This window comes from Candidatus Deferrimicrobiaceae bacterium (genome assembly GCA_036504035.1).
GTDB lineage: Bacteria > Desulfobacterota > Deferrimicrobia > Deferrimicrobiales > Deferrimicrobiaceae > JANXPS01.
On the sequence record DASXVV010000008.1, the window covers coordinates 192,553 to 210,416 of the forward strand.

Sequence of the window (17,864 nt, forward strand, 5' to 3'; positions counted from 1 at the left end):
GGGATTCGAACCGCCAAATACAGCGAAATAAAATCCCTTAAACACGGTATTTTCTCGAAAGTAAGCAAAAACTTACTGTATCAAATCTAATCTGTTATTATCTAAAATATCTATCTTTATCGCTTTTTGGGCAACAGGCGGTCAACGCTTGTATGTAGCAATACAGGGAAGAGATAAAATAACTACTCCATCTGCTTGCTGGAAATCTGGGCAGATACAATGGCGGAAGAGGTTTGAACAAATTTTACAAACCTTTTATTTTGATATTTACGAATATCGTTCCATATAACCCTAGGAATTGGAAGGCTGAAAAAATCTACGATATCTTTTCGTAATCCGTCTATCGGTGCAATGGCGTTAGCCTCTATCGCTTCAAATGTTGCGTTTAAATGAAGGATCATCATAGTGACAAATATTCTCTCTTCTCTGGTTACTTGCCGTCGAGACAAATCAACTGCTGGATCAAATATAACTTGCAACTCCGGGTGTTCGAAGGTGTTTGCCCACATATCTCGATGATATTGTGTGATTTGGAAAAGATTTGCGATTCGTTGGGATTTATTATTCGAGCGTAATGTGTGAGCAGTAAAGAGTAAGCTACTCATTATGCCAAGTGTCTGTATAACGCTAAACCAATTTGTGCTAAGCCATTGAACCATCGAATGGGCATCGTCACTTAAGACGATTTTGCCTTTCAAAGTGACCAAATGGTATTGATATTTCATGGTATCGGGTCGCCAAATCAGCAAATACTCTTACATCATCAAGATCGTCAATCAGCCATCCTCCGTTTGATTGACCGTTCTTGTCATAATTATGGACAAGAACGGTCTTAGCATCAAACATAAGAAAATCCGAAGCAATGTAAAGATCAGAGCTGTGGTCAATATTGGTAAGATCAACGACCAGAATCCGTTCTCCATATTTTGAGCTTATCCGATAGGATTCAAATTCATAGTTTAAATATTCAGATAACGGCTTTTCAACCGCCCTCATTCGAATGATGCTTACATTTTTTCTTGCTGCCTGTTCATAAAACAAATGAAGCGCTTCGATCCTATTTTCCAGATGTTGTATGGCACTATCCATATCTTTTTGTTGGAAAGCTTGGTAGCTAGGATCATCCGGTTCGTAGTAACTTTGAAGACGTTCGAACTTAAAAAATTGAATAGATAGTGCGCTCCAAAATTTAGAGAAAGCATCGTCAAATGACGCGGCATCAAGTGCCTTCGCTTTGCGTATTGCGTTTGATACTTCGTTATTTAGGGTTTGCATGTCTATGATATGTAAGGTTTTGCTCCAACAAGTATCCGACGTGGAATTACGACAATTTTCTCATCAGGGCCGCAGTTGGCATCGTTTGGGAGCGAAGGAACGAGAAGATTAGTCTGGTCAATACCAATGACTGCAATGTCGCCGTTTTCCAATTCCCAAATATCGGGGCATCCAGTCAGTCCGGGTGTCTGTCCTGCGTCATGCGGATGGGGACCGAGCCGTTTTTTGAACATTTGCCACCTCCATGATAAGTCTGGCAGGATGAGAGACCTTCCTATAGGTTCGCTATAGCATGATGCAAATTGCATGTCAATCCATTATTTGCACTCGGGCGTCGGATGCAGAGAGCGGCCAAGGATTATGCCAATTTCTCCTTCGTTAGCAAGAGTCGATACTCCTCCAACTTGGCTTCAAGGCGCCTGATTCTCTTTTCTAGAGTGGGGTAATCTTTTTTGATTTCCATCAGTTCGTCTTCGATATTGAAAAGGTATTAAAAGATTTGTTTGAGCCGACTGTCCACTTCTGATAATCTTCCATCCTCTTCCTTTCGGAATTCTCTCAGCTCGCCTCTGAATTGAGAACTACCCTTCGGCAATTAGCTTTATGTCGCCACGGATATCCTATAACTGAACAATTACGTCACTTTCTTTGAAAGATTTTTTATAATGGCCTTAAGTCATATTTATACTTAAATTTTATAAACTCAGTATAGCAGAAGGAATAAGTACGGCAAGGGAGGGAGGAAAAGCCTAAAGCGGCAAATGGGGATACGGTAAATGTGTGAGTAATATATACTTGCTTCCCGCCTCAGCGAATGAGCGAAACCCCGGTCCAGATCACCCGGCCAATAACGATCCCTGACTGAGGCCATCGATCAGTGTGTAAGACCTGAAAAGTCTTCCGGTCTAGATTTGCTGGAATCAATACCAACGAATCGGCCTTGACGGAAAGCTGCCGGAGAACCAATTCGTCTTCCTTGATCCTCACGGCATAAATAGCGTCGGGGAGAAGGGATTCGTCGTCAACTGGTTTCTCGTCCCGATCCAGGCAGGCTATCGCTCCTGCCGACAGTAGGGGTTCCATGGCGGCATCCCGAACGTAGACGCATACCAAGTCGTGATTTGTTCGGTTCCCCAACTGGGAGTGGAGGATCAGTACCCAGTCTTTGATTTCCTGCCCGCGAATATGGCCGCCTCGAATGGCCACAGCGTCATCAACCAAAGGAACATCCAACAGCTCCGATTTTCGGTCAGTTGGAACGACCTGGTCCGCAAGGCTCTCAGAGCGAAAATGCACCGCCACCGGAGCCCTTGCCTCTTCGTCCCCCGTAAGCATTCCCATCGGAATCTCCAGCGCTTGCGCCAAGGCCAGCAGCCGATCCCGACTAGGGAAACGCAGTCCGAGCTCATAGCGGGAAATTTCAGGCTGGTCACCCCCGATCTTTTCCCCCAGTTCGGATTGGGTCCACCCGCGTTTCAGGCGCAGATTCTTCAAAATTATCTGAAACTTTCTCTCCATCCTCCTCTTATCGCGGATATGGAGCGTGGAGTCAAAGGCCGTAATGGAATTATATTACTTGCTATAGCATTCCAATTAGGAATATGCTGACTGTGCCTCTTGGAGGGTGCATGGAATACGACTTGACGCTTCTCACCCGCTTCTGTATCGAGTGCCATAATCCGGAATGCCTTCTCCTCGGGTTACTGCCTGTCCTCCACCTGTCCCCTCGCAGGAAACGACCGGAAGGGGAGGCATCATGAGGTTTGGCGAATGGATCGAATGTGCCCAGGTGATATTTCGAGTGATGAGATATCCATATCCTTCCCCGATTCCCATGGGTCCGATGGCGGGCAGTTCGGTCTTTCCCTGTCCGGATCAGGAGGTAATCAAAGCCCTACATCAGGTCCTGGATGCAAAGGGATTCCGCATTAAAATAAAGGAAAAGAATCATATCCAGGCATTCAATGTGTTCGGTGGTAGAAGATGGCTTTCTACAACCGCCTTGGATTGTTACGTTTTACCTCTAAAGCATGGCGCTACACGGTTACAGGTCACCGCCATGGAGGAAGTAGTTAAATGTAGATTGTATCGCAACCACAACTTCAAATATCTAGTCTGGAATTTCTTTTTTAAGTATCGTAAGCAAACAGTTGTCTCGGCGGACGTCATACAGGATAAAGGGTATTACGACTCACTATTTGAAGATATTAGAAGCCATATTCCCGTTAAAACTTGAAGGTAGCAGGATGTTTGTCTGTCGGAAGAATTGCATGGAACAGTTTACTGGCGCTGTATTGCAAACTCGGCCAATAAAAGCCAGCTTCTCGATTTTCGTAAATCACACATCGACCGAAGGAGGGCGTATGAGCCGCAGGTACAGAAAAGCCGGGTGGGTTCTTGCAGTCGTGATGGTGATGGTCTTTTCAGCTTCCCTGGCCTTCGCGGATGGCTTTGCGATGAAAGACCGTTACGGGGCCGGTGTTCAATTGGACGCCTTTAATTTCGGAATCGGACCAATCGCGGAATACTGGGTGACCGACCAGGCAGGCGTCGGTGTCGGCCTCGGTGCTCTCGGGGATTTTACCACCTTCAGCGTCCGTGGGAATTACCTGTTTGATAAGGAATTTCTGTTGTTCAATCAGCCGACTCGGCCTTACGCCGGAATCGGCTATGCCTATATCAAGGGACCAGAAGAACAGATTGGCGTGGTTAAGGAAAAGACCAAAGGGAGCGGATACGAAATATTTGGCGGATTTCTTCAGCCAGCTCCCTACATTGCCAAGGATGTGTATGTGGGGGTGGATATAAACTACACATCGGCCAAGGTGGAAGCTACGTATTCTTCCGCCTTTGGCTCTACCAGTGTCGATGCTGGCTACAATGCATTTTCGCTTTGCGGGAAGGTCATTTATTTCTTCCGCTGAGGGTATATCGAAATAGGAAAGTGATGATTATAGAAAAATAAGACAAGGCGTGGAGCCTTGTCTTATTTCAGCATAACTATATTTGGTAATATAATTATGCTGCTTTAAATTAAAGGGAATTTCAATGCCGTATTGACTGCGCCTTTCGCTACACCAAGAGCAGCAGTAATCGCCGCCTCAACTGCCAAAGAGCCAAGGCCTTCGATAGTTAATAGAATTGATCTCACAGCTTGCTTCTGAATATCAAGCTGTATGCTTGCTTCCTCTTGTGTTATTGCACCCGTTGCGAAAAGTGAAGTAATCGTGGCAAGACATTGAGCCATTTTCACCCCTTCACTCTTTGCGTACGTCTCAATATCAGGAGCCTTGTCTTTAAGGCTACCTAGAAGCGCCGCACCCATATCTTTTCCGATCTTATCAAAGTTTAAGGCCATTTTAATTCTCCTCTCCTGTTATGTCTACTTGGCTTCCCCACGTTTTTTGGCGATCTCAAGTTTTAATATTGCTGTGAACATTGAGTTGAACATGGTTTGATCGGCATCGATAATTGCGGGATTAAGGCATGCATTGTCGTTATCCTTTAGTTTCTGATTCTTCTCAAGACCTGAAATTCCTTTCGATAGTGCATCAAGTTCCTGTATCGTTATATTATTATTCGGAATAGCATTTGCCCTGACCTGGATACCACTTAATTGTACCTTGACGTCATCATAAAAACTCTTGTTTTTGGAATACGAACAATCCGGATAAGATTCGTTTTTTAGATTTACGAAAAATGTATCCAGCTTTTTTTGAAGCACTGTCACGTTTGCATCCGTCTGGTCGTCATATTTGCTGACCATCTGCATAGCACATCCAGACAATAAACATGCCGCCAAGGTAGCAATAATAAACTTATGTAGTTGGTTACGTAACACAAATTCCTCCTTCTGATAGTTATTATACCTAAGGATATTAGGTTAAATCTCATACGTAAAAGGCAAGAAGCAACTAATATAATAATGAGATTTCAAAAATCTTTTTAAGCAATGACCCCACCACCTGAAGCGAGGAGGGGTAATCCGTCGAGTAAACGACCGGTGGTTTATTTCTTGTGATCAATTTTAAACCTAGGAGAAGTGGCTGAAACCTTAGGATATTCTACCGAGGTTATCCTGATCTTGGCCTTGTCAGTATCTTTTTTAATAATATCCCGGAATGGTTTGTCTTCCATGTTCCAACTCTTTCCACCGTCATTGGGAGCGCTATCAGTCAGAATATGCCAGTTGTTACTGTCTAGGGTGTACTCGATTTTTACATGCGTTGACTTCGGCAAGTTTTCCGATTTCCAATTTATGGTGTGCTTACGATCCGTTTTCCAGGTTCCACCCGTTGGATCTGTAATCGTAATTATCTTGGGCGGGGGTGGAGGGACATAATCCTTGATCGTTAAATTGCCATACTCGTCTTTGTCATCGTTGCTAGAGATGTCACTTGTACCGTCTCCGTGGTTGATAATATGAGCATAGACGTAGTACTCCCCGACATCATCGGGAGTTTTCAGCGGGTTGTTATTATTGTCCTTCGTTTTTCGGTCATCATGGACTTCCCCTGCCGCGATTGAATCTATCCAATCGGAGGCGATATAATCATCGTCCTTGTCTCCGAATGTTTTGTCATTTGAGATATAGTATTTAATTTCGATGTTCTTCGCGGTGTGTTTCCCCTCATTTTTGATTACGATATGAATATGGTATCGAGCATCCGGTGTTTTTTCGAGTACATGCTTTGGATCGTTATTGCCATCGTCACAAAGGCCGATAGATTTTATTTTTATGGTTGAGGTTCGAGAGGCTGGGGCATTCATTTCCCCATTATCAAAAGTCCAATCGTAGCCGCCAAAGCTATCGACGAGTTTGGCATTATATGACAACTCAATTTTACATATATCACTGTTGGAAAGAGAGCAGATGTGCTTTCCAATATCGTTATAAAACCATAATTTCCCTTTCGAACAACTTCGGTCTGAGCCGTACTCCCAACAAAATAGTTTGCCATCGTTGATTGATTTTATACATGAGTATTCGTCGGTAGATTGAACCCAATTGTTGTTGGGTTTTGGTTCACGGTTAGAAGAAATCAGAACAATTCCTTGCTTTATATTGGAGTAATCATCCATGGGTTCCGGTTTATACGCCGCTCCATCTTTGTACATCGCAAAGTGAAGATGGAGACCCTGATGAGAAAGGCAGCTCTTCCCATCGACATTCCCTGTATTCCCTAATTTTCCAATTTCCTGTCCTTGTTCGACCCATTTGCCATCTTCAATTGAAAATGAATCTAGATGAGCATAACGCGTGAAGTAGCCATCGCCATGATCAATCAGGACGTACTTTCCATAATCCTCTTTGCAATTAGCATCTTTACAGGGGTAAGTTCGTGCGGTTCCGGGCGCTGCTGCGCGGACAGACTTACGCCAAGCATTACACTCACTTTGCGCAAAATCTAACGCGTAATAATCCTTATTAATATGTGTACTAGATCCGTTATACCCAACCGTGACAATCCATTTTTCCTCATCCTGAAGCGGCAATTTCAGTTCAGGAGGGCCTGCAGTAGCGAGATTTGAAAAAAGGATAAAACAAAACGCCCAGAGCAATATTGTATAATTAGGCTTCCATCTCATCACTATCCTCCTTCGCGGCTTAAAATACAGAGCGGAAAGCTATTGTTAGATATGACTATTTGAACCATTGTGCCAGTAATCGCTATTGAAAATGGTTAATTGATAAATAATACGGAAGTTGCTATCGTATCGAAAAAATCAATGTTTCTATCGCCTACATCTCGTTGTAATGTTGCAAAGGATACATTAATAAACGTGTCGCCTTTTGTTATGAGGTATTCAGTGGCATGGTAGTATTCAGTGTCCACAGCGGGTTCCATTGAATATTTCAAGATATTATGTCCTTGGGCAAATATATTTGGAAATACCGTTATTTTTAGGCCGTCCATATCCACAGTCTCTCCCTTGCGTTGAGACAAGGCGCGTTTGTATCCATTAAGACTATTCTCGTCCTCAGCTTTTAATGAGTTAAAATACACTTTACTTATAGTTAACCATATTAAGTTATTACTCCCCTCAAGTGGAGCGCCGATATTCTCATTGGCAAAATATTTTTGGTTAGACTGAGAGCCCAGGTCATACCAATCTTTTGGAATCATTATTGAGTAACCAGAGATGGAATCTGTGTATGTTTTCCAATCATTGGTATAATGTCTCGGTTGTTTGCTGGGAATAACCTGTTCTGTGCCATTGTTTACATATGCTATTCTGTTCCTATTATAATGTGTAAGCCCAACTACGAATATGGTAGATAGCAAAAATATGACGACTGGATTCATTAACCGTTTTTCCATAAACAAATTATATTCAAATAATTCCTATTCCTATTAACCCACTTTATTGCCGCGCTGTCAAAGATCGAATATATTCACGATACATAATTCTGCTGGCAAGTCAACAAATAAATCCATTATTGCTGAAATTGTAATCAGCCGTCTTTCCTGAAAAGAAAACCTCTACCTCATCTCCTCCCATATTTCTTCCTCGATATCCAGATAATCTCCCGCCTGTACGACCTATCTATCTTCGACTCTGGCATCGTCGTAGCGCTAAACACCTTTGAAATCTCTCCATCAATCATCATTTTCAAATATACGTCGTAATTGGCCAGATTGACTAAATCAGTCTCATTAATATCGGGATGAAATTCCAAGGCAATATGCTTGGCATCCCTCGCACCAATCCGAAATGAAATTATAGTTCCCGCATTTCCAAAGATAGCATTGCGGATATCAACATCCAGTTGGTCGATGTATTGATGAGCCAGAATAAGGTTTAGGCCATATTTTCTTGATTCAGACATTGTGTCAGCAAAAGACAGCGTAAGGAAGTTGTGGACTTCATCCACATACAGATAGAAAGGTCTCCTAGCGTTTTCTGGCCTGTCGGTCCGGCTCATGGTGGCCAGCCATATCATGGTGACGAGCATCGCTCCCAGGACGGCGCAATTATCTTCCCCGATTTTCCCCTTGGCTAAATTGACCAGCAGAATCTTTCCTTCATCGGTAACTTTCTTCAGGTCGAATGAATTTCCCCTTTGCCCAACGATATTGCGCAGAGGCAAGCTGATTAGAAACTGGCCCATTTTGTTGAGAATTGGTGAAACGGCTTCGTGCCTTGACCTCGGATTTATTTTTCCGAAATCGGCATACCAAAACTCTTTTACCTGAGGATGAGTCACATGTTTTAGCACTTCTATCCTGAATTTGTCATCGGTCAATAGCTTTGGAAGGTCCAGCAGTGTGCTATCGGGATATTCCAAAAGAGTCATAACGGCGTGGCGCAAAATATGTTCCAGTCTTGGTCCCCAAAAATCCGGCCAGATTTTCTTGAATATCGAGACGATACCGGAAGCCACCAAGTGGTGATAATCCGGGTGGACCTTCTCCAGCGGATTGAAAGCGATTGGGTAAGCTAGGTCAGCCGGATTGAAATAGATCACGTCATCAATTCGTTTTTCAGGAACAAGATCGAGGATGCTTTCCACCAAGTCCCCGTGGGGATCAATTAAAGCTACGCCATGCCCTACTTGGATATCGGAATTAATCATATTCTCGATCAAGGTCGATTTCCCGGTTCCTGTTTTGCCAATAATATACATGTGACTACGACGGTCTTTTTGCTTGATGCCAAAAAGAACATCGGAATTTCTCCAATTTGTTCTGGCAATAGGGGTTACCTTATCATTATCATTTGGTTTCCCATCCATGTACCAATGATATATCTGCATTGAATAGGCAGATAGAAAGGAAAAATTGACACAGTGGGCAAATCCCTCCTCCTTATGATTCTTCGTCAGGTTCTTAAAATGTATTTAGAACCTTAACAACAGAATTACCAAAGGAGGGAAGCCATGTCTCACAATGTGCGGGAGGTTTTGGATGGTATCGTAGAGAAATTTAAAAGCGGTGACATTCCCAAGGCGGTAGCGTTCAGCGTGTTTCCAGTTCCCAATATTCCGAGTAGCACTTGGTCGTTCAGAAATCGAATTCTGATGATTCTGGCGGGCACTGGAGACGCCCGAGGGTTCCGGCAATGGCAAGAGGTAGGCCGATCCGTCAAGAAGGGCGCGAAAGCCTTCTACATTCACATTCCGCTCATTCGAGTACGGGAATGTGACGATGATGGCACAGAAACGATTCTCAAGGGGTTTCGGATCATGCCGGTCTTCCGCTATGAGGACACCACTGGCAAACCGGTTGAGCATCCGGAAATGGATCTGTCTTCTTTGCCCCTCCTGGAAAAGGCCGAAGAATGGGGCATCTCCGTCCGGGCGATTCCCGGAAACTACAAGTGCTATGGGTATTACAGCTCCAAGGCCAAAGTCATCGGCCTAGCGACCAAGGAAGAGCAGGTCTTCTTCCATGAATTGGCGCATGTCGCTCATGAGAAACTTAAGGAAGGGTTAAAAGAAGGGCAGGACCCGCTTCAGGAAATCGTGGCGGAACTCGCCAGCCAAGCGCTTTGTCATCTGGTTGGGAAAAGAATCGGTAGCACTTTGGGAAGCTCCTACCAGTATATCGAAAACTATGCCGCGAAACTTAAAATTTCAGCTTTGCGGGCATGTTTGGATGTTCTGGATGAGACGGAACAGGTGTTAAATCTGATTCTGACAGAAAAAAGCGAAACAAGCAGTGAAGGGCGAGAAAATATCGCTTTGTAAGTCATTTACGGAGTCCGAAATTTTTGCTCCGTTTAGTAGCAAAATTAAGTCCATAAAACGCCCTACACCTTTTGGTGTCGGGCGTTTTACAAAAAAGTCCCCAACTATGTCGGGGTATTTCTGTATTGTTGAGAACAACGGGAAACTACCGAGTCCAATCTGCAACAAAAAATGCACCCAAACTAGCAATTATTTGCGCAACATTAGGATTTACCGCAAAGCATACTGTTTTGTAGAATATGTACCAGATAATCACAAGCGCAATCATGCGTAGCAATGCATTCATGTACTCCTCCTTATTGTAATTATAAATGTACAACTCTACTTACACTCTAATGGATGTATTTAATTAAGGCAATACCGCAACCCCAATAGCCATATTACTGATTTATCCCGAGCACGCATTGCTTAATCAATGCAAATATCAATTGGCAACCAATATGTAATAGTAATGATGCGGTAAGCACATTCGGTTCCGATATAAACTAGCGAATTGTGAAAATAATTGTGGCGCCTTTCGTTAGGAGCACGTAATATGCGGGAAGCGCCCAGACGGGAAGCGAATAGAATGCCTTGCGATTTTTGGTAAAGCATCCCTTGTCCAAAATTAGAGGTGGCAGGTGCGGTCATTCATAATTAGAGTTGTCTTTATGCTATTAATATTGGGCTTTTATTTGTTCGGCTTGAAATATGGCCCGAACATTAAAAGTGTATTCGGTGCAGAAATAAAAGCCGAGGTATTGCTTCCTATATTCAGTTTATTATTTTACGATTTGTGGCTTGGAGCATTAGATAAGGTCGCGTTGCTTTCCAAGGAAAGCCATCGGATTGATAAGTCAGACTTTATAATCTCTTTTAAATTTGAATATTGTAAGCCTGTAGCTGCAAAGTTTAAACTGCGGCGACTTCGTGGCATCAGCGGGATTCCCGCGAGAATTGATTGTCGAAATAGCCGCGGTGAGCATGTGTTTAACGATCCCGTTATAGAAAATTTCGAGGCTGAATTATCTCCCATTAATTCTGAATTATATTTTGATATCACTTACTGTTATCGGGACAAAGTTAAGCCAACCATACGCATTAATGCTTTCAATAATACATACGGGCTATATTTATTGTTGTTATCATATAGACTCGGGTTTAAAAACAAGATTAAATTATTTTTAATGCCAGTAATTATAAAGGGGGAGTGGCGTGGGAAATAGGTTGCCAAACATCATAGATCTTGAAGCACATAGATTAGAAAATTACAATCCGCTATTTGATAGCTTCAAAAATAGCTTTGATAATATTTTGCTTGAAAAAAGTGTTACAGATGAATACATCTTAGAAAATTTATACGTAGACCATCGAGACAATGGTCATGCGTATGAAGTGTTATTGGACAAACTATTTTCTTCATCCAGTAGTTACATAAATAGAACAGACGACTTAATAAATGAAATCGCAAAGAACCCGGGAATGGCATATTTGCTTATTGGGAAAAAGGGTGTTGGCAAAACCATACTCTTAAAAAAATACATTAGTACGCTCAAGAAAAGCCAAGCATCAATCGAAAACACATTAACTGTATATGTTGATTTAAAGAATTTTAAACATGATGAACCGGCCTTAAGCGACCCGGCTAAACTGCTAGTTGAGGAAATTCATTACAGGATAAAAGAAGGCGAAGATAAGTATTCTATGTTCTTCAATTCTCCAGGGGCCATGCGACAGCTAGACCCGATATACGAATTTATTGTAAGGGACGAAGATTTGGTTCGAAGGGTAATTGACAATAAAGAAGAATCCTTAAGATATCTATTGCATTGGGCGCAGAAAAATTCCCAATTAGTTTTCATGATAGTTGACAATTTAGATGACCTGCCAATAAAAACAGTCAAGGCAATTGTCGATAAATGCATCTATTTAAAATCTGTATATGGGGTACATTGCGTTCTTGCCCTGCGGGATTATTGGCACCCTAAAAGACTTGGAATTGATGATTCTCACATATGCTCTTTCTATATAACAAAGCCACGGGTCCATGATATTGTTCGAAAAAGATTAAACAAATTAAAACAACAAGATAACAGACAGACAGTAGGAATATCTCTTTCTGGCAACAGTCATCCCATTGAACTAAACGAAACAGACATGATTAATATATACAGTTGCATTGTGACTGACTTAGAAAATGCACCAGATGATCTATTTGAAGAGCTATATAGGCTCACAAACTATAATACGAGGGAGTACATTCACAACTTATATCATTTTTTTCATTCTCCATATTTGTTCTCCAGACCAAATTTTATTACGGGCTTGTATAATAAAATTAGTTCTGTTGACCCAGATTTCGTTGGAGACACGCTTAGGCCGATAAAATTATTCGACTTTTTGGAATGCTATATGGGGGTCCATACGTTATGCTATGACAAAAAATCGTCAAATATATTCAACCTATTTTTCCATGAATGGCAATATGATGGAGATTTTAATTATCGGAATACGCTTATTTTCATTAGAATACTTCAAATATTGCCAGCCAATCTCAACACTACCTATAAATGCTCAGATATCATTAACACTTTGTATGTTATCGGATATAAAAAGGATGCAATTATTAATTCAATTAATGTACTATTAAAATCTGCACTTATTGAGTCACCGGAAGGCAACGATGTCAAAGACATTGAAAATGTTTATATTTCTGTCAAGGGTTTAATGTATATGGACAAGATACTGTGTGAATACACCTATATAACTTTTATGTGCGACGCGGTGCCTATGCCGGAAAAATATAGGGTTAAAGATTTAAAGGAAAAGTTCGGAGAGGAGCCGATACCATTAATGCGCGGCAGTTTAAAGCTTAAAACGGAGAGCGTTCAGCTATTTAACGAGTTTATAAACGAAGAAGAAATAAACGAATTCAACGCGTGCCCTGTAAACTACAGGGATACATTGAAGCGAATTCGTGGGGACAAGGGCATATCTGTTCGCATGAAAGAAGCGACTGATAAAGCGATATACAATATGACTAAGTATGGATACAGTGTCAAAAAACCAACTATCACCAGATTTATACTTAAGAAAAGCAACGACATCACTGCTGTCCAAGATAACCTGAACTCAACGATTCCCCCTGTGTAAAATTAGGGGTTTGGGACGAGAAATGACCGATGCCGATCCCTGTAGGGGAACAGGTTATATCGGAGTAGCGCCACAAGGTTGGAGAGCGACCAGGCGACCCGCGACCGGAACCGCAGGTACTTCAGCAGCAGGATCGCGATCATTGCTGGCCAAATCTGGATCTTGAGCGCGTTCGCGCTTGTCCCCACGAATGTCTTGACTATCAGGTTCTGCTTGATCGTCTTGAAGAAGATCTCGATATGCCAGCGGTCCCTGTCCAAACAAGCCCGACCACTCCTAATGTTTGGCGGGGCGCAATTCGGCCTGTAGCACAATATTTGCCGCAAGCATCAAAAGAATAAACAGGGAAAGCCAGGCGGCCTCCCGTCTAAAGATTCCCCCGGCTGCAAAAAGCGGATTGAGCAATCCATCAGCCCGAAGACGGTCAAACATGAAACGGCAACCCACCCGATTCTCATTGCAGTATTCGGTTGCGATGTGGTGTCCTCCGCGTGAATCAGACATCAATCCCATTTTCTGGAGGTGCGCTCCAGAATGCCAAAAATATGTTGACAAGCGTGAGTAGTAGTGGAAGTCTAGTAAGCGGAATCATAAACAGGAGGTTAATCATGCCACAGATCATCACTCCCACCCAGGAAACCACTCCCACACTTCTTCAGTTTCCTCCGCCCCTTTCGCTGAAGCATAAGCCGTTCTTCATGATCCCTTACGCGCCATTCGACAAATTATTCATTCCCGACACTGATGCTAAGTATCTATCTGTCGGTATCGGACAGTGGGAAGGCAATGAGGAAAATTATTTCACCGCTAAAATATGGCGATACAGCGGAGAAAAATGGTCCAGGCAATCCGAGGAACTACCTTTGCATAGAGTGGTTGACTTAAATATCTTTATGCTTATTGCCTTGACGAGTCAAACTAATACCAATTTTATTATTCCACCCGATACTTTCGAAGATCAGCCCAACGCCATAGAGGTTAATAAGCTTGAAAAATCGATTCCAGAGGAAGTATTGAATCGCGATATCTCCCTTATGAAAACCCGTCTTCGCAAGCTTAGGGATTTACTTAACGCCGCTGATATTGACTGATATTTATCACGCCGTAGAAGCTCATCTCAGTAGAGGAGGGCGCAAATGGAGAAATCAAAACCTGTCGGTATCTGGATTCGGGTTTCCACTGAAGACCAAGTCAAAGGTGAAAGCCCGGAACATCACGAAAAACGCGCCCGCTATTATGCAGAGTCCAAAGGCTGGCAAGTAAAGGAAGTTTACCTGCTCGAAGCCGTCAGCGGCAAGGCCATCATCCATCTTCCGGAAGCCCAAAATATGATGGATCATATCCGGACGCGCCACATTACCGGACTGATATTTTCCAAGCTCGCCCGACTGGCCCGCAATACCAGAGAACTTCTCGAATTCTCCGAATTCTTCCGAATACACAACGCTGACCTGATTTCCCTCCAGGAATCCATCGATACCTCGTCTCCAGCAGGAAGACTTTTTTACACGATGATCGCGGCCATGGCCCAATGGGAACGGGAAGAGATTGCTGACCGCGTGGCGGCTTCCGTTCCGATTCGCGCCAAACTCGGCAAACCCCTGGGCGGTCAAGCCTCCTTAGGTTACCGCTGGCAAGATAAAAAGTTGGTCGTGGACCCGCAGGAAGCCCCCATCCGCAGGCTCATATATGAACTCTTCGCGGAGCATCGCCGGAAAAAGACCGTCGCCCGCATCCTGACCGAAAGAGGCTATCGCACTCGAAGCGGAGCCAATTTCTCGGACACCACCATTGAAAGACTGCTAGAAGATTCGACCGCGAAGGGTCTGCACCGGCTCAATTACACCAAGAGCTTGGGCGACAAACGCAATTGGGTCTTGAAGCCCGAAGAAGACTGGGTCTTCATAGAGGTGCCCTCTGTCGTTTCCCCGGAACTTTGGGATCAATGCAATTCCATTTTGGAAGAGCAAAGAAAGAAAAAAGGCCCTCCGACTAAAAAGGTTGCTCACCTTTTTACCGGCTATGCTTTCTGCGAATGCGGCAGCAAGATGTATGTCCCGTCCAATTCCCCTAAATATATCTGCTATAGCTGTCGGAATAAGATTGGGATTGGTGACTTGGAAGGAATATTCCAGCATCAACTCAAAGCGTTTTTCTTCTCTCCAGAAGACATTGCCGGGTATATGGATAAAGCGGATCAGACAATCAAGGAGAAGGAAGAACTTCTTCAGTCACTTGCCGAAGAACGAACCAAGATCAAAAAGGAAATGGATAAGGTCTATCGGCTGTATGTCGAAGACCAGATCACCCCGGAAGGGTTTGGACGAACACATAAGCCGTTAGAAGCCAGACTGAAACAGATTGACGATTCTATCCCCGAACACCGAGGGGAAATTGATTTCCTGAAAATCCAATACCTCTCCAGCGACCAAATCCTATCCCAAGCCAGAGATCTTTATTCCAACTGGCCCGCCCTCACTCCCGACGAGAAGCGCCAAATCGTCGAGAGCATCACTGACAAACTCATTATCGGCTCCGAAGACGTCACCATCAACCTCTGCTATCTCCCCTCAGCTTCCTCCAAAGCGCCACCTTTTTTTCAGGGCTCGCCAGCCCCTGAGAAGCTGGCAGAAAGGCAACGCAACTTCACGGATTGGTGGCCGTGACGAGCAGGAAGCGCGACGGGAAGCGGCAGGAGTTTCCCGCCCGCACAATGCGGATTTCGCCCGACTCGAGCGGCTGCCGGAGCGCTTCGCGGGTCCCCCGGGAGAATTCCCCCATCTCGTCGAGGAAGAGAACCCCGCCATGCGCGAAGCTGATCTCGCCGGGCCTAGGCGGATTGCCGCCGCCCACGAGCCCCGCCCGGGTGATCGAGAAGTGGGGGGCGCGGAAAGGGCGTCGGGTCGGCACCCGGGGCCAGGGCGGCTCGCCCGCCGCGCTGTAGACCTGGGCGGTCTCGAGCGCCTCGTCCGCCTCGAAGGGGGGGAGGATGCCGGGCAGCCGCTCGGCGAGCATCGTCTTCCCGCAGCCGGGCGGGCCGACGAACATCAGGGCGTGCCCGCCGGCGGCGGCGATCTCGAGCGCGCGTCGGGCCACCATCTGTCCGGCGACGTCGGCCAGGTCGGGCGGCAGGTCGGCGTCGGGGCCCGGGTCGCGGTCGGCCGAAGCGGGAGACGGCGCCTCGGCCTCGCCGGACAGGATGGCCGCCGCCGTTCGCAGGTCGGGCGCGGGGAGTACGGACAGGCCGGGAACCATCGCAGCTTCGCGCGCGTTGGCGCTGGGCACGATGATGCCCGTGAGGCCGAGTCTGGATGCGAGCAGCGCCTGCGACAGGATGCCGCGAACCGGCTTGACGGAGCCGTCGAGCGACAGCTCGCCGGCCACGAGGTATTTGCCGAGGGAATTGCCGGGGATCACCCCTTCGGCGCATAGGATCGAGAGGGCGATCGGCAGGTCGAGCAGTGCGCCGTCTTTCCGGAGGTCGGCCGGCGCCAGGTTGATCGTGATCTTGCGGCCGGAAAAAGGAAGGCCCGAATTGCGGACCGCGGCGCGGATCCGGTCGCCGCTTTCCCGGACCGGGCCCGCCGGCAGCCCGACGACCGTGAGCGAAGGGAGTCCTTGCGAGATGTCGGTCTCGACTTCGACCGGGATGGCGTCGATGCCGGATAGCGTGGATGTGAGGACGCGAACGAGCATGGGATGGTTCCTCCTGGGTGCCTGGAGGTTCCATCAAGCGGCGTGCCGCCTTTTTTAGGGCTAGTCGGCGATCTGGTAGCCGAAGCCGGACGACTTCAGCTTGAAGCCGGCGCGTTCGAGCGTTTCGCGGGCGATGTCGCGGATGCCGCGCACCGTGTCTTGCAGGAACGGCTCGAGCCGCATCACCTCGGCTGAATTGCGTGCCGGTTGGAAGACCGTTCGTTTCGGATAGTGCTTGGCCAGCCAGGCCTTCAACGCCAGGAAGCGAACCCGGTCGTCGGCGCTCGCCATCCCCTCGGTTTCCCAATTCTCCCGGCCCGACAGGAGCAGCCCCTTGAGCGCCTCGACGCGGAGGTCGGGTTCCCGCGCCGTCTCCCATATGACCTTGAACGTGGGCTGTGCCTCCCGGGGGGCGGTCTCGACGAGCGCGCGCAGGACGTAGAGGCGGACGAGCAGGGACGACTCCCGGAGGGCGACGCCCTGGAGCAGCTCGGTCCCCTGGTTGAGCTTGAGGCGGGCGTACGCTTCGGCGCTGAGCGCGCGGACCTCGGGGGATGCGTCCTGCGCGACGGCGCCCAGGAGGGCGGGGCCGGCGAGATTCAGCCCCGTCAGGCCGATGGCCCGGGCGGCTTCCGCGCGCACCATCGGATCGGAATCCTTCTGGAGCGTCGAGACGAGCTGCGTCGAGGAAATCCGGGTCTTGAGGATGCCGATCGCCTCGGCGGCGGCGCGCCGCACGCGGGGGGAGGCGTCATGCGCCAGACGGTCCTGGTACACGTTGCCTTCGCCCTTGTCGCCCAGAAGCACGAGGGCGCCTACCGAGCGTTCGCGGACCCGCTCGTTGTCGTCGGCCGCGGCCCATTTGCGAAGGGTCGGGATCTCGTTCCCGTCACGGCTCCACATGATCTGCTCGATCCGGGTCAGTTGCTCGTCGTCCTGCAGCTCCAGGACCCCGGCTGCGTTCGCTCCCGGGTTTGCGGCGCGCGCCATGGGCGCCGGAAGGAGGACGGCGGTGACGAGCGCCGAAAAAGCCGTCAGGAAGATGGGCGTACGCAACGTCATCGAAAGG

Annotated in this window: 16 protein-coding genes and 1 pseudogene; 6 read left to right on the forward strand and 11 right to left on the reverse strand. The window is 46.5% G+C overall.

Going from position 1 to position 17,864, the window contains the following annotated elements; translation table 11 throughout:
- Positions 1 to 182: 182 nt before the first annotated feature.
- From VGK27_05585 to VGK27_05595, 3 genes are all read right to left on the reverse strand, one after another.
- Positions 183 to 725, reverse strand: coding sequence for a hypothetical protein (locus VGK27_05585; protein ID HEY3489579.1), 543 nt, complete (start codon positions 723 to 725; stop codon positions 183 to 185).
- Positions 673 to 1,275 (reverse strand): hypothetical protein, encoded by a 603-nt coding sequence (locus VGK27_05590; GenBank protein HEY3489580.1) that lies wholly within the window; start codon positions 1,273 to 1,275, stop codon positions 673 to 675. The genes VGK27_05585 and VGK27_05590 overlap by 53 nt, the downstream gene beginning before the upstream one ends.
- An 807-nt stretch (positions 1,276 to 2,082) precedes the next feature.
- The gene (locus VGK27_05595; protein ID HEY3489581.1) at positions 2,083 to 2,793 is read right to left on the reverse strand and encodes a LexA family transcriptional regulator; all 711 of its coding nucleotides are present in this window, start codon (positions 2,791 to 2,793) and stop codon (positions 2,083 to 2,085) included.
- A gap of 238 nt (positions 2,794 to 3,031) precedes the next feature.
- On the opposite strand from VGK27_05595, the gene VGK27_05600 reads away from it, so the two are divergent.
- Both VGK27_05600 and VGK27_05605 read left to right on the forward strand, forming a co-directional pair.
- Entirely contained in the window at positions 3,032 to 3,511 is a 480-nt protein-coding gene (locus VGK27_05600) for a hypothetical protein (GenBank protein HEY3489582.1), read from the forward strand.
- A gap of 127 nt (positions 3,512 to 3,638) precedes the next feature.
- The gene (locus VGK27_05605) at positions 3,639 to 4,199 is read left to right on the forward strand and encodes a hypothetical protein (GenBank protein ID HEY3489583.1); all 561 of its coding nucleotides are present in this window, start codon (positions 3,639 to 3,641) and stop codon (positions 4,197 to 4,199) included.
- Positions 4,200 to 4,303: 104 nt separating this feature from the next.
- On the opposite strand, the gene VGK27_05610 is transcribed toward VGK27_05605, so the two are convergent.
- The 5 genes from VGK27_05610 to VGK27_05630 all read right to left on the reverse strand — a co-directional run bounded on the left by VGK27_05610 (position 4,304) and on the right by VGK27_05630 (position 9,013).
- Positions 4,304 to 4,633 (reverse strand): hypothetical protein, encoded by a 330-nt coding sequence (locus tag VGK27_05610; GenBank protein HEY3489584.1) that lies wholly within the window; start codon positions 4,631 to 4,633, stop codon positions 4,304 to 4,306.
- A gap of 24 nt (positions 4,634 to 4,657) precedes the next feature.
- The gene (locus VGK27_05615) at positions 4,658 to 5,116 is read right to left on the reverse strand and encodes a hypothetical protein (GenBank protein HEY3489585.1); all 459 of its coding nucleotides are present in this window, start codon (positions 5,114 to 5,116) and stop codon (positions 4,658 to 4,660) included.
- Between the two features lie 167 nt (positions 5,117 to 5,283).
- Positions 5,284 to 6,864: a M23 family metallopeptidase gene (locus VGK27_05620; GenBank protein ID HEY3489586.1), complete on the reverse strand. Its 1,581-nt coding sequence runs from the start codon at positions 6,862 to 6,864 to the stop codon at positions 5,284 to 5,286.
- A gap of 95 nt (positions 6,865 to 6,959) precedes the next feature.
- Positions 6,960 to 7,583 carry a hypothetical protein gene (locus VGK27_05625; GenBank protein HEY3489587.1) on the reverse strand — a complete coding sequence of 208 codons (624 nt, stop codon included), beginning with the start codon at positions 7,581 to 7,583 and terminating at the stop codon, positions 6,960 to 6,962.
- A 182-nt stretch (positions 7,584 to 7,765) separates the two neighbouring features.
- Positions 7,766 to 9,013 carry a type IV secretion system DNA-binding domain-containing protein gene (locus VGK27_05630; GenBank protein HEY3489588.1) on the reverse strand — a complete coding sequence of 416 codons (1,248 nt, stop codon included), beginning with the start codon at positions 9,011 to 9,013 and terminating at the stop codon, positions 7,766 to 7,768.
- 144 nt (positions 9,014 to 9,157) lie between these two features.
- Between VGK27_05630 and VGK27_05635 the strand changes: the two genes are divergently transcribed.
- Entirely contained in the window at positions 9,158 to 9,967 is an 810-nt protein-coding gene (locus VGK27_05635) for an ArdC family protein (protein ID HEY3489589.1), read from the forward strand.
- A 1,194-nt stretch (positions 9,968 to 11,161) separates the two neighbouring features.
- Positions 11,162 to 13,099, forward strand: a complete 1,938-nt coding sequence (locus tag VGK27_05640) for a hypothetical protein (protein ID HEY3489590.1) — start codon at positions 11,162 to 11,164, stop codon at positions 13,097 to 13,099.
- Between the two features lie 113 nt (positions 13,100 to 13,212).
- Here the strand turns inward: VGK27_05640 and VGK27_05645 are convergent.
- A pseudogene (locus VGK27_05645) lies at positions 13,213 to 13,365 on the reverse strand (IS4 family transposase).
- A 342-nt stretch (positions 13,366 to 13,707) separates the two neighbouring features.
- Between VGK27_05645 and VGK27_05650 the strand changes: the two are divergent.
- Both VGK27_05650 and VGK27_05655 read left to right on the forward strand, forming a co-directional pair.
- Positions 13,708 to 14,190: a DUF6530 family protein gene (locus VGK27_05650; GenBank protein ID HEY3489591.1), complete on the forward strand. Its 483-nt coding sequence runs from the start codon at positions 13,708 to 13,710 to the stop codon at positions 14,188 to 14,190.
- Positions 14,191 to 14,235: 45 nt separating this feature from the next.
- On the forward strand, positions 14,236 to 15,765 hold the full coding sequence (locus tag VGK27_05655) for a recombinase family protein (protein HEY3489592.1): 1,530 nt from the start codon (positions 14,236 to 14,238) through the stop codon (positions 15,763 to 15,765).
- Here the strand turns inward: VGK27_05655 and VGK27_05660 are convergent.
- Together VGK27_05660 and VGK27_05665 are read right to left on the reverse strand one after the other, a co-directional pair.
- Positions 15,746 to 16,795 carry a YifB family Mg chelatase-like AAA ATPase gene (locus tag VGK27_05660; GenBank protein ID HEY3489593.1) on the reverse strand — a complete coding sequence of 350 codons (1,050 nt, stop codon included), beginning with the start codon at positions 16,793 to 16,795 and terminating at the stop codon, positions 15,746 to 15,748. The genes VGK27_05655 and VGK27_05660 overlap by 20 nt on opposite strands.
- A gap of 60 nt (positions 16,796 to 16,855) precedes the next feature.
- Complete coding sequence (locus VGK27_05665) at positions 16,856 to 17,857, reverse strand: HEAT repeat domain-containing protein (protein HEY3489594.1); 1,002 nt, start codon at positions 17,855 to 17,857, stop codon at positions 16,856 to 16,858.
- Between the last annotated feature and the right edge of the window lie 7 nt (positions 17,858 to 17,864).